Below are 24851 nucleotides of genomic sequence, written 5' to 3' on the forward strand. Positions count from 1 at the left end.
GCCGACGGTCCACAGACCGAAGGTGAACTTGTCATCGGGGGTGGGCTGGTACGTCATGCCACGGCTCCTTGCTCGCTGACTATTTCGTCATGGCGGTTTACAAATTAGTATGCCAACGCAGCTCTGGGAAGAGACATCGTGTCTCCGACCGCCATCACATCCCCGCCGAGCAGCGGAAAAGGGAGAAAATCCGATGTCAGCAGCCGAGGGTCCGCTCGTCGTCGGTGTGGACTCGTCCACCCAGTCCACGAAGGCGCTGGTCGTCGACGCCGCCACCGGGCGGGTGGTGGCGAGCGGCCAGGCACGGCACACCGTGTCCTCCGGAGCCGGCCGCGAGAGCGACCCGCGCCAGTGGTGGGACGCCCTGTGCCAGGCCCTGGAGCAGTGCGGCGACGCCGCCCGCGAGGCCGCCGCGGTGTCCATCGGCGGCCAGCAGCACGGCCTCGTCACGCTGGACGAGCACGGAGAACCGGTGCGCCCCGCCCTGCTGTGGAACGACGTGCGCTCCGCCCCGCAGGCCCGTCGGCTGATCGAGGAGCTGGGCGGCGCGAAGGTCTGGGCGGAGCGCGCGGGCAGCGTGCCGGCCGCGTCCTTCACCGTCACCAAGTGGGCCTGGCTCGCCGAGCACGAGCCGGAGGCGGTACGCGCGACGAAGGCGGTGCGCCTGCCGCACGACTACCTCACCGAACGTCTCACCGGCCAGGGCACGACCGACCGCGGCGACGCCTCGGGCACCGGCTGGTGGGCGTCCGGGACCGAGTCGTACGACGCGGAGATCCTCGCGCACGTGGGTCTCGACCCGGCGCTGCTGCCGCGTGTGGTGCGTCCCGGCGAGGTCGCGGGCACCGTGCGCGACGGCCATGACCTGCCGTTCTCCAAGGGCACCCTGGTCGCGCCGGGAACCGGCGACAACGCCGCCGCCGCGCTCGGCCTCGGTCTGCGGCCCGGTACTCCGGTGCTGAGCCTCGGCACCTCGGGCACGGTGTACGCCGTCACGCGGCAGCGGCCGGCCGACCCGACCGGCACCGTGGCGGGCTTCGCCGACGCACGCGGCGACTGGCTGCCGCTGGCGTGCACCCTGAACTGCACGCTCGCCGTCGACCGCGTCGCCGCCCTGCTGGGCCTGGAGCGGGAGGCCGTCGAGCCCGGCACGAGCGTCACCCTGCTGCCGTACCTGGACGGCGAGCGAACCCCCGCCCTGCCCAACGCCTCGGGACTGCTGCACGGCCTGCGCCACGACACCACGCCCGGTCAGCTTCTGCAGGCCGCCTACGACGGCGCCGTCCACTCGCTGCTGGGCGCGCTGGACCTGGTCCTCGACGAGGACGCGGACCGCTCGACGCCGCTGCTGCTGATCGGCGGCGGCGCCCGGGGCACGGCCTGGCAGCAGACGGTACGACGGCTCTCCGGACGGCCCGTGCAGGTGCCCGAGGCCAAGGAACTGGTCGCCCTCGGCGCGGCGGCGCAGGCGGCCGGGCTGCTCACCGGTGAGGACCCGGCGGCGGTCGCCCGGCGCTGGGACACCGCCCGGGGACCGGTGCTGGAGGCCGTGGAGCGGGACGACGAGACGCTGGCGAGGATCTCCGGGGTACTCTCCGACGCGGCCCCGCTGCTGCTGGAGCGCGGGACGGAGAGCCACTGAGGACGGGGGGCATGACCGCACCGCTGCACAAGGACCACCCGGCCGGCCCGGGGCGTGCCCTGCCGGACACCCAGCAGGGCATGCGCCGCCGCAACCTGGCCCGGGTGATGCACACGGTCAGCGCCGAGGGTCCGTTGTCGCGGGCCGCGGTCGCCTCGCGCATAGGTCTGACCCGTGCCGCGGTCTCGACCCTGGTCGACGAGCTGATCCGGGCCGGCCTGATCGAGGAACTGGGCCCCGAGCGGCCCGGCCGCGTCGGCCGGGGCCGTCCCGGATCGGCCCTCGCCGTCAGCGGCAGCGGCCCTGCGGGGATCGGCGCGGAGATCGGCGTCGACCACCTGGCGGCGTGCGCGGTCGACCTGCGCGGACAGGTACGGGTGCGAGTGGTACGGCCCGGCACCAACCGCGGTCGTGCCCCCGAGCCGGTCGTCGGCGACCTCACCGCGCTGATCCGCCAGGTCGTCGCCGAGGCGGAGCGCGAAGGGCTGTGGCCCGCGGGTCTCGCCGTGGCCGTGCCCGGTCTGGTGGCCGGCGACGCCCGCACCGTCGTCCGCGCCCCGAACCTCGACTGGCACGACACGGACCTCGGCGCCCTGCTGCCCCCGGAGCTGCCGCCCACCGTGGACAACGAGGCCAACTTCGGCGCCCTTGCCGAACTGTGGCTCGGTGAAGGCACGCCGCGGGACTTCCTGCACGTGTCGGCGGAGATCGGTATCGGTGCGGGTGTCGTCGTGGACGGGCGACTGCTGCGCGGAACCCGCGGTTTCGCGGGCGAGCTGGGCCATGTCCCGGTCCGGCCGGACGGTCCGGAGTGCGGCTGCGGCGGGCGCGGGTGCCTGGAGCAGTACGCGGGTGAGGAGGCGGTGCTGCGGGCGGCCGGTCTGGAACCCGGCGAGGACCGGGTCGGCTTGCTGGCAGGCCGCGCCACCGATGGCGACGAGGAGGTACGACGGGCCCTGCGCGTGGCGGGCGAGGCGCTCGGCATCGCGCTGACCGGCGCGGTCAATCTGCTGGACCCAGAGAGCGTGGTGCTGGGCGGCGCGCTTTCCGGGCTGGCGCCCTGGCTGCTGCCGTCGCTGCGGACCGAGCTGGCCCGGCGGAGCGCGGGTCCGGCCTGCCCCGTGACCGTGTCCGGGCTGGGCCCCGAGGGGCCGCTGCTCGGGGCCGCGCACTCGGTGGTGCGGGCGGTGCTCGACGATCCGGCGGGGGTGGCGGGACGGGACCGGCCCGCCGTGTGAAGTAGTCCCCACTCGTGTGGGGGAGCGAGTTTTCCACAACCGGATGGCTGTCCACCACGCCTCTCGGCCCGGTCGGCGAGCCCCGTACCGTGATTTCACACGTGACGCCCCAGGCTCACGTCCCAGGGAAATCACTGTCGAACGGGGGACGGCTCATGCCGAAGGAGACGCGCAGCGGAACGACGATTCCCGCACCGCTGCAGATGCAGCGGCAGGCGGGACGGGCCGTGGCGCTCCCCGGGCGCCGCCGGATTCTGCGGGGAGTCGCGCTCGCCGCAGTGCCCTACGCGCTGCTGCCGAGGCCGACGGCGGACGCACGCACGCCGGCCCCCGACCACCCGTCCGCCCAGTGGCAACCTGCGAACAGCGCCAACTACACGGTGGCGGACAGCTCCGTCGTCCGCCCGATCGACCTCGTGGTCGTCCATGTCACCCAGACCTCGTACGCCAACGCGCTGGCCGTCTTCCACAATCCGAAGAAGGCGGTGTCCTCCCACTACCTGGTGCGATCGGCCGACGGTCATGTGGCGCAGTGCGTCCGCGAGTCCGACATCGCCTGGCACGCGGGGAACTGGGACCGCAACGTCCGCAGCATCGGCATCGAGCACGAGGGCTGGGTGGACCGGCCCGGTCACTTCACCGACGTGCTCTACGAGCGGTCGGCGCGGCTGACCGCGGCTATCTGCACGCGGCACGGCATCCCGAAGGACCGCGCGCACATCATCGGGCACTACGAGATACCGGGCACGGACCACACCGATCCCGGGCCGCACTGGGACTGGCGGCGCTACCTGCGGCTCGTCGACTCCTTCTGAGCCGCCCGACCGGTCACCGGTACGCGGGGCCGCCTGGGGCGCAGCCGGCCACTCCGGGTCCTCCCGGCGACAGGGCCCGGGGGCCGTCGGCGTCGTCGCCCCGGACGCATGGCAAGGCGTCACGACCGAGGGACGGTGGACCGGGGAACGCGTTGCCCACAACGAGTCCGCCCGCAACGCGACAACCACCACCCACCGATTCAGCACAGCGCCCGGCGGCGGCAGGCGGCAGGCGGCAGGCGGCAGGCGGCAGGCGGCAGGTGACAAGGGCGCGACGCGCGGAACGACACGCGAAACGGCCGCACAGGCGGCACCCGAACGCTCTATGGCGCGGTGGCGCCCGCCTCCAGGCGCAGGCGGGCTCCCTGGCGCAGGAGTTCGCGCTGGACGAGTGCGTGGGGCACCTCGCGCGGTGCCCGGCCCTGCTGGGTCGCCAGCGCTGCACAGACGCCCGCCGCCTGACCGGTCGCCATGGCGATGGGCATGACCCGATAGGAGGAATGGGCCACATGGGAGCCCGAGATGCAACGGCCCGCGACGAGCAGACGGTCGGTGTCGCGCGGCAGCAGACAGCGCAGGGGGATGTCGTAGAAACGTCCCGGCGGGACGCGCATGAGGATGGTGCCGGAGCCCTTCGGATTGTGGATGTCGACGGGGTACGCGCCGTGCGCGACGACGTCGGGGAAGGACCGGGCCTCCATGACGTCGTGCCCGGTGAGGTGGTAGTCGCCGAGGATGCGGCGCGTCTCGCGCACCCCGATCTGGGTGCCGCTCTGCACCAGGTAGGACTCCTCGAAGCCGGGTACGTGCAGGCGCAGGAAGCGCTCGATCTGTTCCAGTTGGCGGCGGGCGGTGTACTCCGCGCGGCTGAGATCCCACACGTCGATGCCCAGGGCACCGGTGACCCGGGTGCTGTTGACGCTCACCTCGCCGGCGTGCGGAGTGCCGAAGAACAGCATGTCCTCGCGGGGCAGGGTGAGTTCACCCGCCTTGGTGGCCTCTTCCACGAGGTCCCACAGGCCGTGCACGCCGCGCCACTGGTCGGGGTGGTCGTGCACGTACGCGGAGAACTTCGGCCGCATGAAGTCGACCATGCGGAACATCAGCGTCATCGGCTGCACCAGCCCGTCCTGGGGCCGGCCGACCTCACAGGCGGCTCCGCAGGCCGCGGCGACGTCGCCGTCACCGGTCCCGTCGACCACGACGTCGGCGTCGATCGCCACCGGACCGGACTTGGTCTCGAACACCACCCGCCAGCCGTCGTCCAGGGGAAGCGCTGCGGAGGCGAAGGAGTGGAACAGCATCCGCACGCCCACCTCGTCCAGCAGGTCCAGGAGGACGAGTTTGAAGATCTCCGGGTCGAAGGGCACGGTGTAGCCGGTGCCGAGCGAGGGCGGGATGCAGCCGCCGCGCTCGTTCAGCCGGTCCAGCAGCCGCCACAGGAAGCCGGCGACGACCGCCTCGCCCTCGCCGTGGTCGGTCGGCAGCAGCCGGTCCCCCTGTTGGCCGGGTTCGGTGAACACGGCCTGTTTGCGCTCGTTGTGGAAGGACATCAACGGCATGACGAGGGCGACCGTGGCATTGCCGCCGAGGAAGCCGTACCGCTCCACCAGCACCACGTCGGCGCCGGCATCGGCCGCCGCGTAGGCCGCGGCGGTGCCGGCCGGGCCGCCGCCGACGACCAGGACCTGCGTACGGCCCCCGTACTGGGCGTCGCGCGGGGGCAGGGTGATCGTCCGGGGTTGTTGCGGTCGTTCCAGGATCGGCATCGCTTCTTCCCGTCGGCTGATGGGTCCGGCTGCGGCCCGCCCGGCGTCGGCGGGCGGGGCCGCCGGGAGTTCCGCGTCCGGGGGCGGTCAGTTCGCGGTTCCGGTACCCGGCCTGAGCAGATGCAGCCCGGGCTGCTCCGCCTCGGGGGCGCCGACGGCCTCGTCCAGCGTGTCGAGCACCGCCTGGCAGCGCACGCAGGTCTCCTCGGACAGGGCTCGCAGCCTCGCGATGCGTTCCTCGAGGTCGGGGCGGCGCTGAGGGAACTCGTCCCAGAGCCGGTCCACCTCGGCCAGCAGCAGCCCGGCCTGTTCGCGGGCCACGCCGACGAGCGCGGGCGCTCCCATCCGGCGGGCGAAGTCGAAGACCTTGCCCGAGTAGGGCAGGGGCAGCACGGGCAGGCCGGAGAGAGCGGCGAAGATCACGAAGTGCAGGCGCATGCCGACGACGAGGTCCAGATGGCTCATGAAGCCGAGGACCTGCCCCGGGCTGTAGACGCTGTGCAGGATCCGCCCCCGGTCGGGAGCGGTCATCCGGGAGAGCACACCGTGGGCGTGGTGGACGTCCTGGCGTTCCATGGGCACGAAGACCACATGGGCGTCCAAACGGCGCACCAGGAAGTCCGCGACATCGGCCAGCAGGGCGTGGTAGTCGCTCTCGTCGAGCTTCTCCGCGGCCCGGCCCGGCTCGCGGACCGACATTCCCACCAACCGGTTGTGCTCGGGAATGCCTTCCTGTCGCATCATCTGCTCGGTGAAGGGTTCCGGCGGCAGCAGCAGCGCCGGATCCGCGGTGACGACCAGATCGCGTTCGAGTCCGGCCTCCTCGAGCACCAGCCGGGACTCCTCGTCGCGGACGACGACCTCGTCCATGGCCGTCAGCACGGTGCGCACGGCCTCGCGGTCCTCCGCCTCGCGCAGCGGACCGGCTCCGACCGCGTAGGCGAAGGTGCGCACGCCGTGGGCCTGGGCGGCTGCGACGAGCCGCAGGTAGCGGCGCGCCTCGCCGTCGTAGAGGATGCCGCCGCCGCCGAGGACCAGCAGGTCGAGGCCCGACAGGACGTCGAGGATCTGCTTCTGCGGGACGCCCTCCCAGTCGACGACCTCGTCGGCGGACGGGTGGTGGGCGCGGGTGTGTTCGGCGTTGCGGCTGAAGACGACGAGCCGGGCCTGCGGGCGGTGGGTGCGCAGACAGCTCAGGACGCAGGTCAGGATCGCCTCGTCGCCGAGGTTGTAGCCGCCGTAGGAGCCGAGGAGGCCGATGCGCGGGGCCAGACGTTCGGACGGCGGAAGCTGTGTGGTCATGGTCATCCGGAACTCCTGTTCCGTGGCGCTGAGCAGGGTGTTCGTCCGGGGCGCACGGGCGGGGCGACGGGCCTGAGCCCGGTGGGCCGCCGCCGCGCGTTCGGGCACGGGTTGCCTCCGCGACTCGGGGGAAACACCCGACGTGGTTTTTCGGGCGGGAAGAGGGCCGGTGCCGGGTCGCGGCCAGGTTGTCCCGCCCGGCCGGGACCGGCCCGGCGGACGACGGGTACGCCCATGGTTCCACGGGTCTCGGACGCGCACCATCGCAGTGCGTCTCCACGCCCCGGCGGTCACGACGGCAGGCGGGGACCGCCGGGGCGGACCGCCGGGATCAGGCTGGGGCCGGTAGGAAAACCGGCGTCCCGGGCCCACGGATCGGGCGGTCCGGCCCCCGTTCCCCCCGCGGTCACGCTCCGTGGATCACTCCGATGCAGTACACCACCGAGCCGCGGCCGTTTCGGCGGCGGAGGCTGGCAGGGGTACTCGCCCGTGCAGAGGAGACCTGAATGACCAGTACTTCTTCACGCGACTGGGAGCACGCCGTCGTCACCGGCGGCGCCGGCTTCGTGGGTTCGCACCTGTGCGCGGCCCTGCTGGACGCGGGCACCGCGGTCACCTGTGTGGACGACTTCAGCACCGGCCGCCCGGAGAACGTCTCGCCGCTGCTGGACCGCCCCGGGTTCATGCTCGTGCACGCCGACGTCTCCGAGCGGCTCCCGGTGGAGCGGCCGCCCGACCTTGTTCTGCACTTCGCCTCCCCGGCCTCGCCGGCGGACTATCTGCGGCTGCCGCTGCACACCATGGAGACCGGCAGCGCCGGCACCCGCAACGCGCTGGAGCTGGCGCACCGGTCGGGGGCGCGGTTCGTGCTGGCGTCGACGTCCGAGGTGTACGGAGATCCGCAGCAGCACCCGCAGGACGAGCGGTACTGGGGGCATGTGAACCCGGTCGGTCCGCGCAGCGTGTACGACGAGGCCAAGCGGTTCGGCGAGGCCCTGACCACGGCGCACGCCGAGGCGGAGGGCACGGACGCCTGCATCGTGCGGCTGTTCAACACCTACGGCCCCCGGATGCGCGGCCACGACGGCCGTGCCGTGCCGACCTTCGTCCGCCAGGCGCTGAGCGGCGAGCCCCTCACGGTCACGGGGGACGGCCGCCAGACCCGGTCGCTGTGCTATGTCGACGACACCGTCCGCGGCATCCTCGCGGCGGCGGCGCACGGCATGCGCGGACCCGTGAACATCGGGAACCCCACCGAGATCACCATGCTCGACCTGGCCCGCCTGGTGATCGAGCTGACCGGGTCCGCCTCGGAGATCCGGTTCATCGAACGGCCGACCGACGACCCGGCGGTCCGCTGCCCGGACATCACGCTGGCCCGCGACAAGCTCGGCTGGGAACCCCGCGTGCGCGCGGAGGACGGACTGCGACGCACGATCGACTGGTTCCGGGCGACCGCGGAGTGCGAACCGCGTGCCGCGGACCTCGCACCGGCCGCAGACGACCACTGAGCCGGCCCCGCCCACCACCGGCACACGCCCGGCTCACCACGACGCGAGAGACCTGGGAACCCCATGCGCATCCTCGGAATCAACGCCCTCTTCCACGACCCCGCCGCCGCCCTGGTGATCGACGGCCGAACCGTCGCGGCCGCCGAGGAGGAGCGGTTCTCCCGCCGCAAGCACGGCAAGCGGCCGGTGCCGTTCTCCGCCTGGGAACTGCCGGAGAAGGCGGCCGCATGGTGCCTGCGGCGGGCCGGCCTGCGCCCGCAGGACCTCGACGCCGTCGCCTACTCCTACGACCCCGGTCTCGCCCGGTCGGCCGACGCCATGGGACTGGACGACCCCTGGGACCATCTGCGGCAGACGTACGCCCGGGAGGCGCCGAACTTCCTCGCGACCGCGCTGCCCGGCCTGGACGCCGCGAAGGTGCGCTTCGTGCCGCACCACATGGCGCACGCCGCGTCCAGCGCGTTCGCCGCTCCCGACGCCGGCGACTCCTCCGTCCTGGTCCTGGACGGGCGCGGGGAACGGGCCTCCCACCTGGCGGCCCGCCGCGTCGGCGACCGGCTGGAGGCGCTGCACGCCCAGGAGCTGCCGCACTCCCTGGGCCTGGTCTACGAGGAACTCACCGAGCATCTGGGATTTCTGCGTTCGTCCGACGAGTTCAAGGTGATGGCGCTCGCCTCGCACGGCACCCCGCGGATGCTTGCGGAGCTGCGCCGGTATGTGCATCCGACCGGGGACGGCGGGTTCCGCGCCACCGGGGTGCCCTGGCACGAGCTGTGCCCGCCGCGCGGCGCCGAGGAGCCGTGGACGCAGGAGCACGCGGACGTGGCCGCGAGCGCGCAGGCCGTGCTGGAGGAGACGCTGCTCGACCTGGTGCGCTGGCTGCACGGGCGGACCCGCCACAGCGTGCTCACGCTGGCCGGCGGAGTCGCGCTGAACTGCGTCGCCAACTCCCGTATCGCACGGGAGGGCCCCTTCTCCCGGGTGTGGGTGCAGCCGGCGGCCGGTGACGCCGGCACCGCGCTGGGCGGGGCGCTCCTGCTGACCGCGGAGAGGGGGGAGGCGCCGGAGCCGATGCCGGGCGCCGACCTCGGGCGGGACTGGTCCGACGCCGAGCTGGGGGCGTGGCTGAAGACGGCCGCCGTGCCGTTCGAGCGGCCCGCGGACATCGCCGAGACGGTGGCGGAGGCGCTGGCGGACAACGCGATCGTGGCGTGGTTCCAGGGGCGTTCGGAGTACGGACCCCGGGCGCTCGGCCATCGCTCGCTGCTGGCCCATCCGGGTCACGCGGGCAATCTGGAACGCCTCAACGACGTCAAGGGGCGGGAGCAGTTCCGGCCGGTGGCGCCGATGGTGCTGGCCGACCGGGCGGGCGAGATCTTCGACGGGCCGCTGCCCAGCCCGTACATGCTGTTCGTGCACGATGTGGCCGCCGAGTGGCGGGAGCGCATCCCGGCGGTCGTGCACGTCGACGGCACCGCCCGGATCCAGACCGTGGATCCGGAACGGGAGCCGCTGGTGGCGCGCATGCTGAGCGCGTTCGAGCGGCGCACGGGGCTGCCGGTGGTGGTCAACACCAGCCTGAACACGGCGGGCCGGCCCATGGTGGACGATCCGCGCGACGCGCTCGAGTGCTTCGGCTCCTCCCCGGTGGACCTGCTGGCGATCGGTCCCTACGCGATCCGGCGCGGCGACCTCTTCCGCACGGCCGACGACGGGAGGGCCTGATGACGGAGCGAACGGCGCCGGGCACGGCCGACTACGCGGTGGTGATCCCGACGCTGGGCCGCCCCAGCCTGACCGTGTGCCTGCGTGCGCTCGGCCGGGCGGGCGGTCCCCGGCCCGACCGGATCGTCCTCGTCGACGACCGCCCCGAGGCATCGCAGGCGCCCTTGGACGTGCCCGAGTCCCTGCGGTCCCTCACCACCGTCGTGCGGGGTGGCGCCCGCGGACCCGCCGCAGCGCGCAACATCGGCTGGCGGGCGGCCGGGCGGGCGCCCTGGATCGTGTTCCTCGACGACGACGTCGTGCCCGGTCCGTCCTGGGGCGAGGATCTGACCCTCGACCTGGCCGCAGCGAACCCCCGCACGGGCGCGGTCACCGCGCGGATCGACGTCCCACTGCCGCCGGACCGGCGGCCCACCGACTGGGAGCGCAACACCGCGGGGCTCGCCACCGCACGCTGGATCACCGCGGACATGGCGTACCGGCGGGCGGCGCTGGAGGCGGTCGGCGGTTTCGACGAACGCTTCCGCCGGGCGTTCCGGGAGGACGCGGATCTGGCGCTGCGGGTGCTCGCCGCCGGATGGGAGATCGCCCCCGGGGAACGCTGCACGACCCATCCGGTGCGTCCGGCCGACCGGTGGGTCTCCGTGCGCGCCCAGGCGGGCAACGCCGACGACGTGCTGATGACCCGGCTGCACGGCCCGACGTGGTGGCGGCGGGCGGGCGCGCCACGCGGGCGGCTGCCCCGCCACCTCGCGGTGACCGGGGCGGCGGCGGCATCGCTGGCCTGTGCAGCCCTGCGCCGGCCGCGGGCGGCCTCGGTCTGCGCCGCGGTGTGGCTGGCGGGGACGGCCGAGTTCGCGCTGGCCCGGATCGTCCCGGGGCCGCGCACCCGTGACGAGGTCGCCACCATGGCGTTGACCAGCGTGGCCATCCCACCCGTCGCCGTCTGGCACTGGCTGCGCGGGCAGGTGGTCCATCACGGCACCCCGCCGGTCACCGCGCACGGCCCGGACGAGCCGCCGCTCGTGCCGCTGCGGCCGGACGAGGACCGGGAGCGGGTGCGCTCATGACGCCCCGTCGCCCGACCGCCACGACCGGGCCCTGGCTCTACGCCGGGCCGCCCGCCGCCGCCTCCCGCCCCCACGGTGTCGGCGGGCGGCTTCCGGCGGCGGTCCTGTTCGACCGCGACGGCACCCTCGTGGCCGACGTGCCCTACAACGGCGATCCCGCGCGGGTCGAGCCGATGCCGACGGCGCGCGCGGCCGTCGACGAGGTCCGGGCGCGGGGTGTCCCCGTCGGGGTGGTGAGCAATCAGTCCGGCGTGGCCCGCGGGCTGCTGACGCGGCGTCAGGTGGAGGCGGTGCAGCGGCGGGTGGAGGAGGTGCTGGGCCCGTTCGAGGTGTGGGCGGTGTGCCCGCACGGTCCGGACGAGGGCTGCGGCTGCCGCAAACCCGCGCCGGGTCTGGTGCTGGCGGCCTGCGCACGGCTCGGGGCGCCGGTGGAACGGACGGTCGTCATCGGCGACATCGGTGCGGACATGGGCGCCGCGGAGGCCGCCGGTGCGCGCGGGGTCCTGGTGCCGACGCCGACGACCCGCCCCGAGGAGACGGCAGCCGCCGCGTGCACCGCGCCGGACCTGCTGACGGCGGTGCGGCTCGCCCTGGCTACCGGAAATGCCGCAGACCCCGCCGCGCACCCCCTCGCCCCGGACCTCTCCGCCCCGGACCTCTTGACCCCGGCGGACGAAGTCCGCGCGGACACGGCCCGCGCGAGCGGCGCCCTCGCCGATGGCGTCAGCGTCCCCGCCGACGCCGTCCTCCGGACCCCGGAGGTGTCATGACGGTCCCCTCCTCCACGCTCCCCCGTTCCCTGGTCGTCCGTCTCGACAGCGCGGGCGACGTGCTGCTCGCCGGCCCCGCCGTACGGGCCGTGGCAGCGGGTTCGTCGTACACCGCGCTGCTCTGCGGACCACAGGGCGCACGCGCCGGGCAGTTGCTGCCGGGCGTGGACGAGGTGCTGGTGCACGACGCCCCCTGGGTGGGCCTGGAACCGGCGCCGGTGTCCCGCGCGGACACCCGGGAGCTGCTCCAGACCCTGGCCGCCCGGCGCTTCGACCGCGCCCTGATCCTGGTGTCGTACCACCAGAGCCCTTTGCCGACGGCCCTGCTGCTGAAGCTGGCGGAGGTCGGCTGGACGGCGGCCGACAGCGAGGACTACCCGGGCGCGCTGCTCGACCTGCGGCACCACCGGCAGCCGCACCGGCACGAGGCGGAGGCGGCCCTGGACCTGGCGCGGGACGCCGGTTTCGCCTTGCCGCCGGGCGACGACGGGGCGCTGCGCGTGACGCCGCCCCCGGACACCACCCACCTCACGGGATCCGAACCGTATGTGGTGCTGCATCCCGGGGCGGCGGTGCCCGCTCGGGCCTGGAGCGCCGAGCGGGCGGCACGGGCCGGGGCGGCGCTGTCCGCCGCGGGATACCGGGTCGTCGTCACCGGCGGGCCCGGGGAGCGGGAGCTGACCGCGCGCGTCGCGGGCGCCCACGCCCTGGACCTCGGCGGCCTCACGGATCTGCGGCAGTTGGCGGGCGTCCTCGCCGGGGCGCGGGTGGCGGTGTCCGGCAACACCGGTCCGGCGCATCTGGCCGCCGCGGTGGGGACGCCGGTGGTGTCGCTGTTCGCCCCGGTGGTGCCGGCCGAGCGGTGGCGGCCGTACGGCGTGCCGCATGTGCTGCTCGGGGACCAGGACGCGGTGTGCGCCGGCAGCAGGGCCCGTCGCTGCCCGGTGCCCGGACATCCCTGTCTCGACGGGGTCGCCGACGCGGAAGTGCTCGCCGCGGTGGCGACGCTTTGGGAGAAAAGATCACAAAATCACCCATTGGTGACGAATAACTTCCATCACTCGAGGAAGTCGAAGCACTCGGGCCGGGACAGCGAACACGACGGCACGGAGCGAGGAGCGACCCGATGAACATTCTGCTGTGGCATGTGCACGGCTCCTGGACCACCGCTTTCGTGCAGGGCCCGCACACCTACCTCGTTCCGGTCACCCCCGCCCGCGACGCCGACGGACTCGGCCGGGCCGTGACGTTCTCCTGGCCTGCCTCGGTGCGGGAGGCGACGCCCGAGGATCTGCCGGACACCGACGTCGACCTCGTCGTCCTCCAGCGTCCGCACGAACTGGAGCTGGCCGAGCGCTGGCTGGGGGGCCGCCGGCCCGGACGCGACGTGCCCGCCGTATATCTGGAGCACAACGCGCCGGACGGCGACGTGCCCGCGACGCGGCATCCCTTCGCCGACCGCGACGATCTGACGCTGGTTCACGTCACGCACTTCAACCGTCTGTTCTGGGACTGCGGCACCACCCGCACCGAGGTGATCGAGCACGGCATCGTCGACCCCGGCCACCAGTACACGGGGCGGCTGGCCCGCGCGGCCGTCGTCGTCAACGAACCGGTTCGGCGCGGCCGTCACACCGGCACCGATCTGCTGCCCGCGCTCGCCGAGGCGGCGCCGCTGGACGTCTTCGGCATGCGCACCGAGGGCCTGGCGGAGCATCTCGGCCTGCCCGAGGAGCGCTGCCGCAGCGCCGACCTCCCGCAGAGCGAGCTGCACGCGGCCATGGCCGAACGCCGGTTCTATCTGCACCCGGTGCGCTGGACCTCCCTCGGCCTCTCGCTGCTGGAGGCCATGCACCTGGGCATGCCGGTGGTGGTGCTGGCCGCCACGGAGGCGGTCGAGGCGGTGCCGCCCGGCGCGGGCGTCCTGTCCACCCGCCCCGAAGTCCTCGCCCGCGCCGCCCGGCACTACCTCAACGAGCCGGAGGCCGCGGCCGAGGACGGCGAGCGGGCGCGCCAGGCCGCGCTCGGACGGTACGGGCTCAAGCGCTTCCTGAACGACTGGGAGCGTGTGATGACGGAGGCGTGCTCATGACCTCATCTGTCGGTTCCCTGCTGCACACCCTCGACGGCGATGGACCGGGTTCCCTGTCCATCGCGCTCGTCTCCGAGCACGCGAGTCCACTCGCCGCGCTCGGCGGCGTGGACGCGGGCGGGCAGAACGTCCACGTCGCCGCGCTCGCGGGCGCCCTCGCCGACCGCGGCCACCGGGTGACGGTGCACACCCGCCGCGACGACCCGGACCTGCCCGAGCGGGTCCGGCTGCGCGAGGGCGTCGAGGTGCACCATGTGCAGGCGGGGCCGGCAGAGCCGATACCCAAGGACGAACTCCTGCCGTACATGGAGGACTTCGCCCGTCACCTGACCCGGGTGTGGCGGGCCCGTCCGCCCGACGTGGTGCACTCGCACTTCTGGATGTCGGGACTGGCCTCGCTGTGGGCCGCGCGCCCGCTGGGCCTGCCCCTGCTGCACACCTATCACGCGCTCGGCACCGTCAAGCGGCGCCACCAGCAGCTCGCGGACACCAGTCCCCCGCAGCGGATCGCGCACGAGACCGAGGTGGGCCTGGACTGCGACCGGGTCGTCGCCACCTGCCGCGACGAGGTGGCCGAGCTGGGCCGGATGGGCATCCCGGAGGACAAGGTCGCGATCGTGCCGTGCGGGGTCGACACCGAGTTGTTCACCCCGCGCGGTCCGGCCGCCCGGCACCGCACGCAGCGCCACCGGCTGATCCAGCTGGGCCGGCTGGTCCCGCGCAAGGGGACGGCGGTCTCCGTCGCCGCGCTGGCCCTGCTGCCCGACACCGAACTCCTCGTGGTGGGCGGCCCGCCACGGGGTCGGCTGGGCGACGATCCGGAAGTGCGCCGACTGCGCGGCATCGCGCGGCGGATCGGCGTCGCCGACCGGGTCCACTTCACCGGCGGGGTGTCCAGCCGACAGGTTCCCGCGCTGCTGCGGGGCTCGGACGTGGTGCTGTGCCCGGCGGACTACGAGCCGTTCGGCATCGTGCCGCTGGAGGCGATGGCCTGCGGCAGGCCGGTCGTCGCGAGCGCGGTCGGCGGCCACCTCGACACCGTCGCGGACCCGGCGACCGGCCGCCTGGTCCCGCCCCGCGACCCGCAGTCCCTCGCCCGCGCGGTCGCCGATCTCCTCTCGCGCCCCGAGGCACGGGAGGCGTGCGGCGCGGCCGGGCGGCGACGGGTGCTGCGCAGGTACGGCTGGGGGCGCGTCGCGGCCGAGACGGAGGCCGTGTACTGCGCCGTCCTGGACGCCCGGTCGGCCGTGACGGAGGTGGTGTGACGCCGGCCCCGAGCCGCGCGGGCACCCCTTCGGCCGCCCCGTCCGCTCCCGAAAGCCACCCGGTCCCATTCCCGACCCCCCTGACGACTGATCCCTCCACCCACCGGGCCACGGCCCCGGCCCCGACCCCCGACAAGCGTTCCGACGACCCCCGGAGCACCGACGTCCGAAGGAGGTGTGGGCCCGGCCGCCGTCCCGAGCGACGCGGCACGCCCGACCAGCATGACCGAATCCTCACCTTCCCCGGCGGTCCCCGCCCTCGAAGCCGCGCAACTGCACTGCCGGTCGCTGGAGCAGGCGCTCCTCCGGCTGCGCCGGGACGGCGGCCTGGCCCGCATCGCCGACTGGGGCGGGCGGCTCGCCGCCGTCCTGCCCGCCGGCGGCCGGCTGCTCGCGGCCGGCAACGGCGGCAGCGCCGCCCAGGCCCAGCATCTGACCGCCGAGCTGGTGGGCCGCTATCGCAAGGAGCGCCCGGCGTACTCGGCGATCTCCCTGCACGCGGAAACCTCCAGTCTGACCGCCCTCGGCAACGACTACGGATTCGACCAGGTGTACGCCCGCCAGGTGGCCGCCCATGGCCGGCCCGGCGACGTCCTGGTGCTGCTGTCCACGTCCGGCCGCAGCGCCAACCTGATCAGCGCGGCCGTGGCCGGCCGGTCGGCCGGTCTGCGCGTGTGGGCGATGACCGGGCCCGGCCCCAACCCCCTGGCCGAGGCGGCGGACGAGACGCTGAGCATCGTCGGCGACACCACGGCCACCGTGCAGGAGGCCCATCTGGTCGCCGTGCATCTGCTCTGCGAGGCCTTCGACGCGGCCGTCGCCCCGCGCGGCGGTTCCGCGGCGGGCGCCCTCGCGGCCCGGCCGGTCGCCGCCCGCCGGGAGGCGTCGTGAGGGGCCCGCGACCGCTCGTCGTGGTCGGGGACGTGCTGCTCGACGAGGACATCGAGGGCGTCGCCTCCCGGCTGGCGCCGGACGCCCCCGCGCCGGTCGTCGATGTGACGCGCGACCGGCGGCACCCGGGCGGGGCGGGCCTCGCGGCGGCGCTGGCTGCCCGTGGCGGCCGTGAGGTGACCCTGGTGACCGCGCTCGGCGACGACGCCGCCAGCGAGGCGGTGCGCCGGGAGCTGCGCGGCCGGGTCCGGCTGGTGGAGATCCCGCTGACGGGCAGTCTGCCGGTCAAGACCCGGGTGATGGCCAGTGGCCGTCCCCTGGTGCGGATAGACCGGGGCGGCGGCACGCCCGGCGAGCCCGACGACGCGGTGCGCGAGGCGCTGCGGCAGGCCCATGCGGTGCTGGTCGCGGACTACGGGCGGCACACGGTGAGCGCCGTGCGTGAGCATCTGGCCGCCGTCACTCCGCGCACACCCCTGGTGTGGGACCCCCATCCGAAGGGGGACACGCCGGTTCGGGGCGCCCGGCTGGTGACGCCGAACGCGTCGGAGGCGCGCGGGCTGTGCCCCGGTGAGGGCGACTCGCTGCGCGCGCACGCCGAGCGCGGGACCGAGTTGGCCGAGCGCTGGCAGGCGGCGGGCGTGGCGGTGACGCTCGGGGAGCGCGGGGTGCTGCTGGCCCGTCCCGGGGCCGGAACGCCGATGCTCATCCCGCCGCCCTTCCGGGCCGTCGGCGATCCGTGCGGCGCGGGCGACTGCTTCGCCGCCGCGACCGCGACGGCCCTGGCCGACGGCGCGCTGCCGGAGGAGGCCGTGCAGCGGGGCGTCGCCGAGGCCGCCGCGTTCGTGTCGGAGGGCGGCGCCGGAAATCCGGCGCTGTGGCGAACCGCGACCGCCCCGGCCACTGCCGAGACGCCGGTCCGGGACGCCTTCGCCCTCGCCGAACAGGTCCGCTCCCGGGGCGGCACGGTGGTGGCGACCGGCGGCTGCTTCGACCTGCTGCACGCCGGGCACGTGGGTCTGCTGGAGAGCGCCCGGGGCGTCGGCGACTGCCTCATCGTCTGTCTCAACTCCGACGCCTCCGTGGCCCGGTTGAAGGGCCCTGGGCGCCCGCTGAACCATGTGGCGGACCGGGTGCGGGTGCTGGAGGCGCTGGGCAGCGTCGACGCGGTCGCCGTGTTCGACGAGGACACGCCCGAGGAACTGCTCGGCCGGCTGCGGCCCGACGTGTGGGTGAAGGGCGGCGACTACTCGGTGCAGGAGCTGCCCGAGGCTCGGGTGCTGCGCGCCTGGGGCGGGCAGGCGGTCGTCCTGCCCTACCTGGACGGGCGTTCCACCACGTTGCTGGCCCGCCGGGCGGCGGAGGCGGCCGTGCGGCCGGGGCCGTCGTGACCGGCGTACGGCCGCGGGCGCTGGTGCTGCGGGCGCTCGGGCTCGGGGACCTGCTGACCGCGGTGCCCGCGCTGCGGGCGCTGCGCCGGCGGCTGCCGGACCACGAACTGGTGCTCGCCGCGCCCGAGCGGCTGGCCGGCGCGGTGGCCGCCACCGGCCTGGTGGACCGGCTGCTGCCCACGCACGCCCCCGGCCGGTCCGTCCCCGACGACCTGCCGTGGGACGGCCCGCCGCCCGACCTCGCCGTCGACCTGCACGGCAACGGACCGCCCAGTCACCTCCTGCTGGCCCGTCTGCGCCCGGCGCGTCTCCACGCCTTCGCCCACCCGGACACCCCCGGCATCCCTGGCCCCGAATGGCGCGAGGACGAGCACGAGCGGGAGCGGTGGTGCCGTCTGCTGCGCTGGTACGGCGTCCCGGCCGACCCGGCGGACCTGGCCGTCCCGGCTCCCGACGCGCCCTCCCCGGCGCCGGGCGCCGTGGTCGTCCACCCCGGCGCCGACGCGCCCGCGCGCTGCTGGCCGGCGGAGCGGTTCGCTGCGGTGGCGCGGGAGCTGTGTCGGGAGGGGCACGAGGTGGTGGTGACCGCGGGGGCGGGCGAGGCCGCGCTCGCCGAGGCCGTCGCCACGGGGGCGGGCCTGCCCCGGTCCGCCGTTCTCGGCGGCAGCGGCGACGTGCCGTTCGCGGAGCTGGCCGCGCTGGTCGCGCGGGCCCGTTGCGTGGTGGTCGGCGACACCGGGCTGGCCCATCTGGCGACGGCGCTCGGCACCTGTTCGGTGGTCCTGTTCGGACCGGTCGCGCCCCGGCTGTGGGGGCCGCCGCCGGACGGGCGCCACCGCGTGCTGTGGCACCCCGACGACGACTCGCCGCGCCCCGGCGACGCGCACGGCCGGCGTCCGGACGAGCGCCTGCTGAGGATCACGGTCGACGAGGTGCTGACGGCGGTGCGCACACTGCCGCGACCCGAGCCGCAGCCGCACCCCCGCCCTCACCCGGTACCGACGGCCACGAGCGGCTGAGGCGTCAGGCCGCCGTGCTGAGCTCGGGCTGCGCCGCTCCGCCGCGCTCCTCGGTGCGCACGGTGACCGGCACGGGCGTCCTGCGCTCCCGCAGCAGGTACCCCGCCGCGATCGAACCGGCGATGACCAGGCCGCCGGCGGTCAGGGCGCCGCGCGCTCCCGCCCACTCCATGAGCAGGCCCAGCGCGGGCGGCCCGGCCAGCCCCCACCCGGTGCTGATGCTGCCCCACACCCCGAGCACCCGGCCGCGCAGCTGCGCCGGCGGATCGGTCTGCAGCACGGTCGTGCCGGCGGTGTCGGACACGGACTCCACGACGGCCATGGGCAGGACCAGCACCAGCAGCACGGCGAGCGAGGGCGACAGCCCCGCCACGGCCTGGAGCAGACCGCCGGTGGCGGCGAGGGCGCCCACCAGCCGCACCGATGGCCGGCGCAGCCTGGCGCCGAGCACCGCGCCGACGATGCCGCCGACGGCGAGGACCGTGGACACCGTGCCGAACTCCCCGGCGCCGCCCGCGAGCGGGCCGGTGACGAGCACGGCGAGGGTGAGCCCGTAGTTCCGCCCGAAGACGGCGCTGACGCCGGTGATGCCGGCGAGCGCGACCAGCCGGGGACGACGCAGGAAGAAGACCAGGCCCTGCCGCACGGTGAGGTCCTCACGGGCCGGCTCGGAGCCGCGCTGCAGGTCCTCGCGGGCCGGCTCGGAGCCGCGCTGCAGATTGTCGCGGGCCGGCTCGGAGCCGCGCTGCGCGGGGATGAAGGGGACGGTGTCCGGAAGGCCCTTCGCCTTCTTCCCGATCCTGACCCTCTTCCCGGTCCTCGCCTTCTGCCCGCTCGTCGGGCCCTTGCTCCCCGCCACCGTCACCGCCCCCGCCGCCGGTCGCAGGAACGGCACCACCGAGGCGACGAAGAGGAACGACAGCCCGTTGGCGGCATAGGCGGCGGCCGTGCCCAGGAAGCCGACCGCCACCCCGGCGAAGGCCGTGCCCGCGAGCCGGCCGGCGCTGTGCACCAGGGACCCCACGCCGATGGCGGAGGGCACGTCCTCGGCGGGGACCAGGTCGTTGCCGAGCAGGGCGCAGGCGGGCCCGTCGACGGTGGCGATGGTGCCGGTGACCGCCGCCAGCACGAGCAGCACGGTCAGGTCGAGCCGGCCTGTCGCCACCAGCGCGGCCGTCACCAGGGCGACGAGGCCGAGCAGCGCCTGGCTGACCAGGGCCGTCGGCTTGCGGGGCCAGCGGTCGACGGCCGCGCCGCCCACGAGGCTCACCAGCAGCGCGGGGGCGGCCTGCACGGACACGGACAGACCGGTCGCGGCGGCCGAACCGGTGATCTGCAGCACGAGCAGGTTCTGCACCGTGAGCTGCATCCACGTACCGGCGTTCGAGACGAAGTTCGCCAGGGACCACCAGCGCATGCTGCGGTAGCGCAGGGACCGCCAGGGCGACCGGTCGGCGGCCCGCGGCGCGGAGGCGGACACGGCGGGGGCGGGAAGAGAAGGCACAGGTGTACTCGGATGGAGCGGGGTCCCGGGGGACACGGTCGGGGTGGACGGCCGTCCGCGGGAGCTGTGAGGGACCGGCTGCGCTGCGCGGTCGCTCCACCCGGGTCCGGCGGGCCTGCCGCGACGCCCGAAGAGGCGGTCGTGGAGGCTTCCGTACCCGGACCCCGGAGTACGGCGGCGCCCATCGTGGCAGACGGGACTTCACCCTGGTCGCCCGCGCCTTCGCCCCCGAGGGCGGCGAACCCCCAAGTCACGCCAGGGACAAGCAACTTGGAGAAGCTTGTGCACTTGCTCACAAGGGCGGCGGACAATGCCCGGCAGGGGCGTGTTACCCGGACGGGCGGGACGGGCACCCGGTGCCCTGAAGGACTGCCCCCCAGGAAACCGATCCTTCACCATGGAGGAACCATGGCCGGTATCAGCCCCCCTGACCTGCAGAAAGCCCTGTCCGGAGCGGAGTACCCGGCCGACCGCGATCAGCTCGCGGAGGTCGCCCGGAGCAACAAGGCGCCCAAGGAGGTCACCGAGCGGATCGAGCACCTCGGGCAGAAGAGGTTCGAGAATCCCGCCGAGGTGAGCAAGGCCGTCTTCAACGAGAAGTGATCCGCACCGCACGTGAAGGCGGCCGGGCACGGAGCCCGGCCGCCTTCACGTGCGGGCAGCCGTGCGCGGCGTTCAGCCGAAGCCCTCGCCCCCTCCCGTCGTTCAGCCGACGTACCGCCGCGCCGGAGAAGACCGCCGCGCCTCCTCCAGCGCCACCAGCCGGGCCTCCAGGTCGGCCGGCACGGGATCGCGCTGTCGGAGCACCCAGGGCAGCCCGGCGACCGCCCGCCCGAAGGCCCGCACGGACGCCCGGTCGCGCGGCACCGTGCGCATCAGGTACCAGGTCCGCCGCAGCGCCGACGGCCAGGGGCGCCGCAGCCAGGTGAACCAGAGGGTGTTGCGGATGCCCAGCACACGCCGCTCGGTGCTGTCCCGCACCGGTGAGGCGGCGTGGTGGATGGTCAGCTCGGGCACATAGCTCAGCCAGTGCCCGCGGCGCAGCAGGTCGGTGGCCAGGAGTTCCTCCTCACCGCCGATCCACAGGCCCGGGTGGAAGCCTCCGACGGACCGGAAGGCCTCGGTGCGCATCACCGTGGCCGCGGCGAGGAACGAGCCGAGGGCGGGGCCGGGCAGCCAGTCGGGGCCGGTGAGGGGCGAGTCGCGCAGTTCGGCGACGACCGGGTCCTCCTCCCCCGACGGCTCGACGACGATGCGCGCCGTGACGGCGGCGAGCCGCGGGTGCGCGTCGAGGAGGTCCGCCGCGTGCCGGAGGCAGCCCGGGTCCCACCAGGTGTCGTCGTCGCAGAAGGCGACGTACGGGGTGCGTGTGTGCCGTACGGCGAGGTTGCGGCCGACGGCCCCGAGGTTGCGTCCGGGTCGCAGCAGGGTCGTCTCCGGGAACTCCCGGGCGACGGCCTGCGCGGTGCCGTCCTCGGACCCGTTGTCGGTGACGATCACCCGGGGCCGCTCCGGGAGGGCCCGCAGGGTGCGCAGGGTGCGCAGCAGTTCGGCGCGGCGGTTGCGGGTGATGATGACGACGGTCGTCCGGGGATCGGGGCCGTGGGCGTCGGCGGCCGGGGCGAGGCCGGGGCGCGCCGGCCGGGACCGGGGGGTGTCGTGCGTCATGTCCTGTCCTTGTCGTCCAGCAGCCGGGCCGCCTGTTCGACCGGGCCGGGCAGGGGCCTGCGATACCGGAGGGCCCGGGGGAGGCGGGCGAGTGTGCCGCCCAGCGCGCGCCGGGCTTCCCCCTCGCCGCGGGCGGCGTCGGCGACGAGGCGGCCGGTGTGCCGCAGGGCGATCGATGGGGGGCGGCGCAGCCAGTCGGTGAGCAGGGCGTTGCGGCGCTGCACCGCGGAGCGGCCGGGCCGTTCGCCGGGGTCGGGGTGGTGCACGGCGGTGACCGTGGGCACGTGGACGACGCCCCAGCCGCGGGCGGCGAGGTCGTAGGCGAGCAGGCTCTCCTCGCCGCCGAAGAACAGCACCCGGTGGAAGCCGCCCGCGTCGAGGAAGGCCTGCCGCCGGACGACGGCCGCGCAGGCGAGGAAGCCGAGGACCGGGCGGCCCGGGAGGTCGTCGGCGGGCGGCAGGGGCGAGGTCGCCAGCACGGAGTTCAGCGGGTCCTCGGTGGCGAGGGGCCCGACCAGGGTGCGGGCGGCCAGCAGGCCGAGGCGCGGATGCGCGTCGAAGAGGTCGGCCGCGTGGTCCAGCGCGCCCGGCGCCCACCAGGAGTCGTCGTCGCTGAAGGCCACGTACGGGGTGGCCGCGTGCCGGACGGCGAGGTTGCGGCCGAGCGCGCCGGTGTTGCGCCCGGCGGCGACCACGCGCGCCCGCACCGGGTGGGCCCGGGCCGCGGTCACCGTCCCGTCCGTGGAGCCGTTGTCCACGATGACGACCGGGGGCCGTTCGGGCAGCGCGGCGAGCCGGTCCAGGGTGCGCAGCAGGCCGTCCCGGCGGTCGCGGGTGATCACGGCGACCGTGACGCGGGCCGGGCGGCCTGCGGAGCGGGCGGAGTTCGGGGCGGCGAGGGGGTCGGGCATGGGCCACCTCCTGGAGGCGCGCGGTAGTGGTTCGCGGAGCGGCGGCGCCGGCCGTCACGCTCCCTGCGCGAGGATGTTCCGTACGGCGTCCCGCACGTCCCGGGCGGTGGTGCCGCCGGGGTCGAGCCGGACGCCGGGGGCCTTGGGCGGCAGCGGCCGGTCGGTGAGCGCGACGACCGGTGTCCCGGTGGCCGCCGTCAGCAGGGCGGCTCCGGCGCTGTCGGTGACGGCGGCGTCGGCGGCGCGCAGCACGCCGGCGAAGCGCCGGGGGTCGGTACGGCCGCCGAGGTCGACCGCCGTCCCGTCGGCGACGAACCGGGTCGTGGCGCGGTCCCCGGGACCGCCGGTGACGACGACGCGGTGTCCGGCGTCGGCGAGCAGCGCGACCGTCTCGCGGCAGCGGTCCGGGTCGCAGGAGGAACCGGGGTGGACCACTACGTACGGGCCGTTTCCGGTGAGGCCGGTGGTGTCCGGGGCGGGGACCACGCGCAGCCGTCCGTCGTCGCCGGGGCGGGGCGCGAAGCCCATGGCCGCCGCCGTGTCGAGGGCGGCCTCGGCGTCCGGCCGGTCCGGCGGGAGACGGTGACCGACGTCGATGGGGCCGGCCTGTCCGTCGGCGCGCGCCGGGCCGGGGCCGACGTGACCGGATCCGCCCGCCCCTTCCGCTCGCTGCCCGCCCGTGAGCCGCGCGCCGATCCTCGCGACCCGCGCCCGTCGCAGCAGGCGTGCCGTGGGCAGCGGGTCGTGCGCCTCCGGCGGGAGGACGAGCGCCACGTCGTACCCCGCCTCGCGCAGGCGCCGCAGACGGCCCTCGCCGTCGGGCCCGGGCGGTTCCCAGGGCGCGTCCCAGACGAGGACGTCGTCGACGTGCGGCAGCAGCCGGGCGGCGGGCGCGCCGTCGGGGCCGCACATCACCGTCACCCGGGAGGCCAGGGTGGCCACGGCGCGCACGGCGGGCCCGGCCAGCAGCACGCCCGCGAAGCCGTCGGGGCGCACGACGAGCGCCTTCACCGCAGCGGCTCCGTCCGGCCGGGCGGCGGGGGCTGTTCCGCGAAGTGGGCGATGGTCCGCTTGAGCCCGTCGTCGAGGCCGACTCCGGGACTCCAGCCGAAGATCTCCCGGACGTAGTGGGTGACGGGCCGCCGACGCGCGGGGTCGTGCGGGCGGGCGGGGCCGAACCGCACGGTCGAACGGGCGCCGGTCAGCGCGAGGACCCTGCGGGCCAGGTCCAGCACGGTCGTCTCCTCGTCGCCGCCTATGTTCACGGGCCGTACGGACCGGCCGGCGGCGACCCTGAGCACGCCGTCGACGACATCGTCGACGTAGCAGAACGACCGGGTCTGGCGGCCGTCGCCCTCGATGGTGAGCGGTTGCCCGGCGAGTGCCTGCCGGACGAAGGTGGGCACGGCCCGGCCGCCGTCCGCCCGCATCCGGGGACCGTAGGTGTTGAACACGCGCACGATTCCGGCGTCGGCGCAGTGGGCGGTGGCGTACGCGGTGGTGAGGGCCTCGGCATAGCGGGTGGCCTCGTCGTGGGCGCTGCGCGGGCCGACGGGGTCGAGGTGGCCGCAGTACTCCTCGCTCTGCGGATGCTCCTCGGGGTCGCCGTAGACCTGGCAGGCGGAGCCGAGGAGGAACCGTGCTCCGGACCGCTCTGCGAGGGTCAGCGCGTTGCGGGTGCCGAGGCGGGCGGTGTCGAGCGCGATGAGGGGCCGGTACCCGGGGTCCGACGGCGCGGCCGGTCCGGCGAAGTGCAGCACCAGGTCGTACGGGCCCGCGAGGGCGTCGAGGCCGGGGCCCGTGACGTCGAGTTCGAGGACCCGGAAGCCGGGGCGTCCGGTCAGGTGGCGGACGTTGTCGCGGGACCCCGTCGACAGGTCGTCCACGCAGTCGACGTCGATCCCGCCGTCGAGGAGCCGCTCGCACAGGTGCGAGCCCAGGAATCCGGCGCCGCCGGTCACCAGGACCCGTTCCCAGCGGGGCCGGGGCAGAGGCAGCGCGGAGAACGTCATCGGCGACATGACCACGACCTTCCTTCCGCCGGTCAGCGCCGGCCGAGTGCCCTGCGCGGCCCGTTTTCATACTCCGCCGTCCGGTGCGCGTGTGCCACCTGGTGGGGGGCGGCCACGGCCCGGCGTCCGCCGCCCGCCACCCGTGTCGCGCGTCACCGCCGCCCATCACCCGCCGCGGCTCGGGGCGTCCCACGAACAGGCCGAACCCGCCGTCAGACGGTCCCGCTCCCGGCGCCTCGCCCGTCCGCTCCCGGCC

Annotated in this window: 21 protein-coding genes; 14 read left to right on the forward strand and 7 right to left on the reverse strand. The window is 75.3% G+C overall.

The features are described from left to right. Positions 1-193 precede the first annotated feature (193 nt). The 3 genes from xylB to ABZY13_RS15325 all read left to right on the forward strand — a co-directional run bounded on the left by xylB (position 194) and on the right by ABZY13_RS15325 (position 3695). The gene (gene xylB / locus ABZY13_RS15315) at positions 194-1642 is read left to right on the forward strand and encodes a xylulokinase (protein ID WP_356630727.1); all 1449 of its coding nucleotides are present in this window, start codon (positions 194-196) and stop codon (positions 1640-1642) included. An 11-nt stretch (positions 1643-1653) separates the two neighbouring features. After that, positions 1654-2880, forward strand: a complete 1227-nt coding sequence (locus tag ABZY13_RS15320; RefSeq protein ID WP_356630729.1) for an ROK family transcriptional regulator — start codon at positions 1654-1656, stop codon at positions 2878-2880. A gap of 203 nt (positions 2881-3083) precedes the next feature. Further along, positions 3084-3695 carry an N-acetylmuramoyl-L-alanine amidase gene (locus tag ABZY13_RS15325; protein WP_356631026.1) on the forward strand — a complete coding sequence of 204 codons (612 nt, stop codon included), beginning with the start codon at positions 3084-3086 and terminating at the stop codon, positions 3693-3695. Positions 3696-4018: 323 nt separating this feature from the next. Here the strand turns inward: ABZY13_RS15325 and ABZY13_RS15330 are convergent, their stop codons facing one another. Next, positions 4019-5464 carry an FAD-dependent oxidoreductase gene (locus ABZY13_RS15330; protein ID WP_356630731.1) on the reverse strand — a complete coding sequence of 482 codons (1446 nt, stop codon included), beginning with the start codon at positions 5462-5464 and terminating at the stop codon, positions 4019-4021. 87 nt (positions 5465-5551) lie between these two features. Further along, positions 5552-6772, reverse strand: a complete 1221-nt coding sequence (locus ABZY13_RS15335; protein ID WP_356630733.1) for a polysaccharide pyruvyl transferase family protein — start codon at positions 6770-6772, stop codon at positions 5552-5554. Between the two features lie 500 nt (positions 6773-7272). Between ABZY13_RS15335 and ABZY13_RS15340 the strand changes: the two genes are divergently transcribed. From ABZY13_RS15340 to ABZY13_RS15385, 10 genes are all read left to right on the forward strand, one after another. Then, complete coding sequence (locus ABZY13_RS15340; protein ID WP_356630735.1) at positions 7273-8277, forward strand: UDP-glucuronic acid decarboxylase family protein; 1005 nt, start codon at positions 7273-7275, stop codon at positions 8275-8277. Positions 8278-8340: 63 nt separating this feature from the next. Further along, positions 8341-10002 carry a carbamoyltransferase C-terminal domain-containing protein gene (locus ABZY13_RS15345; RefSeq protein ID WP_356630737.1) on the forward strand — a complete coding sequence of 554 codons (1662 nt, stop codon included), beginning with the start codon at positions 8341-8343 and terminating at the stop codon, positions 10000-10002. Continuing rightward, positions 10002-11072 (forward strand): glycosyltransferase, encoded by a 1071-nt coding sequence (locus ABZY13_RS15350; protein WP_356630739.1) that lies wholly within the window; start codon positions 10002-10004, stop codon positions 11070-11072. Before ABZY13_RS15345 ends, ABZY13_RS15350 begins: the two co-directional genes overlap by 1 nt. Beyond that, positions 11069-11842 carry an HAD-IIIA family hydrolase gene (locus ABZY13_RS15355; RefSeq protein WP_356630741.1) on the forward strand — a complete coding sequence of 258 codons (774 nt, stop codon included), beginning with the start codon at positions 11069-11071 and terminating at the stop codon, positions 11840-11842. The genes ABZY13_RS15350 and ABZY13_RS15355 overlap by 4 nt, the downstream gene beginning before the upstream one ends. Beyond that, complete coding sequence (locus ABZY13_RS15360; protein WP_356630743.1) at positions 11839-12972, forward strand: glycosyltransferase family 9 protein; 1134 nt, start codon at positions 11839-11841, stop codon at positions 12970-12972. Before ABZY13_RS15355 ends, ABZY13_RS15360 begins: the two co-directional genes overlap by 4 nt. Then, a complete protein-coding gene (locus ABZY13_RS15365; RefSeq protein WP_356630745.1) occupies positions 12969-13934 on the forward strand; it encodes a glycosyltransferase in 966 nt (321 codons plus the stop codon). Before ABZY13_RS15360 ends, ABZY13_RS15365 begins: the two co-directional genes overlap by 4 nt. Continuing rightward, a complete protein-coding gene (locus tag ABZY13_RS15370; RefSeq protein WP_356630747.1) occupies positions 13931-15199 on the forward strand; it encodes a glycosyltransferase in 1269 nt (422 codons plus the stop codon). The genes ABZY13_RS15365 and ABZY13_RS15370 overlap by 4 nt, the downstream gene beginning before the upstream one ends. Positions 15200-15421: 222 nt before the next feature. Next, the gene (locus ABZY13_RS15375; protein WP_356630749.1) at positions 15422-16090 is read left to right on the forward strand and encodes an SIS domain-containing protein; all 669 of its coding nucleotides are present in this window, start codon (positions 15422-15424) and stop codon (positions 16088-16090) included. Further along, positions 16087-17481, forward strand: a complete 1395-nt coding sequence (rfaE2, locus tag ABZY13_RS15380; protein ID WP_356630751.1) for a D-glycero-beta-D-manno-heptose 1-phosphate adenylyltransferase — start codon at positions 16087-16089, stop codon at positions 17479-17481. Before ABZY13_RS15375 ends, rfaE2 begins: the two co-directional genes overlap by 4 nt. Then, positions 17478-18500, forward strand: coding sequence for a glycosyltransferase family 9 protein (locus ABZY13_RS15385; protein ID WP_356630753.1), 1023 nt, complete (start codon positions 17478-17480; stop codon positions 18498-18500). The genes rfaE2 and ABZY13_RS15385 overlap by 4 nt, the downstream gene beginning before the upstream one ends. A gap of 4 nt (positions 18501-18504) precedes the next feature. Here the strand turns inward: ABZY13_RS15385 and ABZY13_RS15390 are convergent, their stop codons facing one another. After that, the gene (locus ABZY13_RS15390) at positions 18505-19917 is read right to left on the reverse strand and encodes an MFS transporter (RefSeq protein WP_356631028.1); all 1413 of its coding nucleotides are present in this window, start codon (positions 19915-19917) and stop codon (positions 18505-18507) included. Positions 19918-20412: 495 nt separating this feature from the next. Between ABZY13_RS15390 and ABZY13_RS15395 the strand changes: the two genes are divergently transcribed. Further along, positions 20413-20607, forward strand: a complete 195-nt coding sequence (locus ABZY13_RS15395) for a DUF2795 domain-containing protein (protein WP_356630755.1) — start codon at positions 20413-20415, stop codon at positions 20605-20607. Positions 20608-20709: 102 nt separating this feature from the next. On the opposite strand, the gene ABZY13_RS15400 is transcribed toward ABZY13_RS15395, so the two are convergent. The 4 genes from ABZY13_RS15400 to ABZY13_RS15415 are packed head-to-tail and all read right to left on the reverse strand — an operon-like array spanning position 20710 to position 24604. Next, positions 20710-21672: a glycosyltransferase gene (locus ABZY13_RS15400; RefSeq protein WP_356630757.1), complete on the reverse strand. Its 963-nt coding sequence runs from the start codon at positions 21670-21672 to the stop codon at positions 20710-20712. Then, positions 21669-22583 (reverse strand): glycosyltransferase, encoded by a 915-nt coding sequence (locus tag ABZY13_RS15405; protein WP_356630759.1) that lies wholly within the window; start codon positions 22581-22583, stop codon positions 21669-21671. Before ABZY13_RS15405 ends, ABZY13_RS15400 begins: the two co-directional genes overlap by 4 nt. Before the next feature lie 54 nt (positions 22584-22637). After that, positions 22638-23594, reverse strand: coding sequence for a glycosyltransferase family 9 protein (locus tag ABZY13_RS15410; protein ID WP_356630761.1), 957 nt, complete (start codon positions 23592-23594; stop codon positions 22638-22640). Next, positions 23591-24604 carry an NAD-dependent epimerase/dehydratase family protein gene (locus ABZY13_RS15415; RefSeq protein ID WP_356630763.1) on the reverse strand — a complete coding sequence of 338 codons (1014 nt, stop codon included), beginning with the start codon at positions 24602-24604 and terminating at the stop codon, positions 23591-23593. Before ABZY13_RS15415 ends, ABZY13_RS15410 begins: the two co-directional genes overlap by 4 nt. Positions 24605-24851: the final 247 nt, after the last annotated feature.

The sequence above is a fragment of the Streptomyces sp. NPDC006610 genome, from assembly GCF_040611575.1.
Classification (GTDB): domain Bacteria; phylum Actinomycetota; class Actinomycetes; order Streptomycetales; family Streptomycetaceae; genus Streptomyces.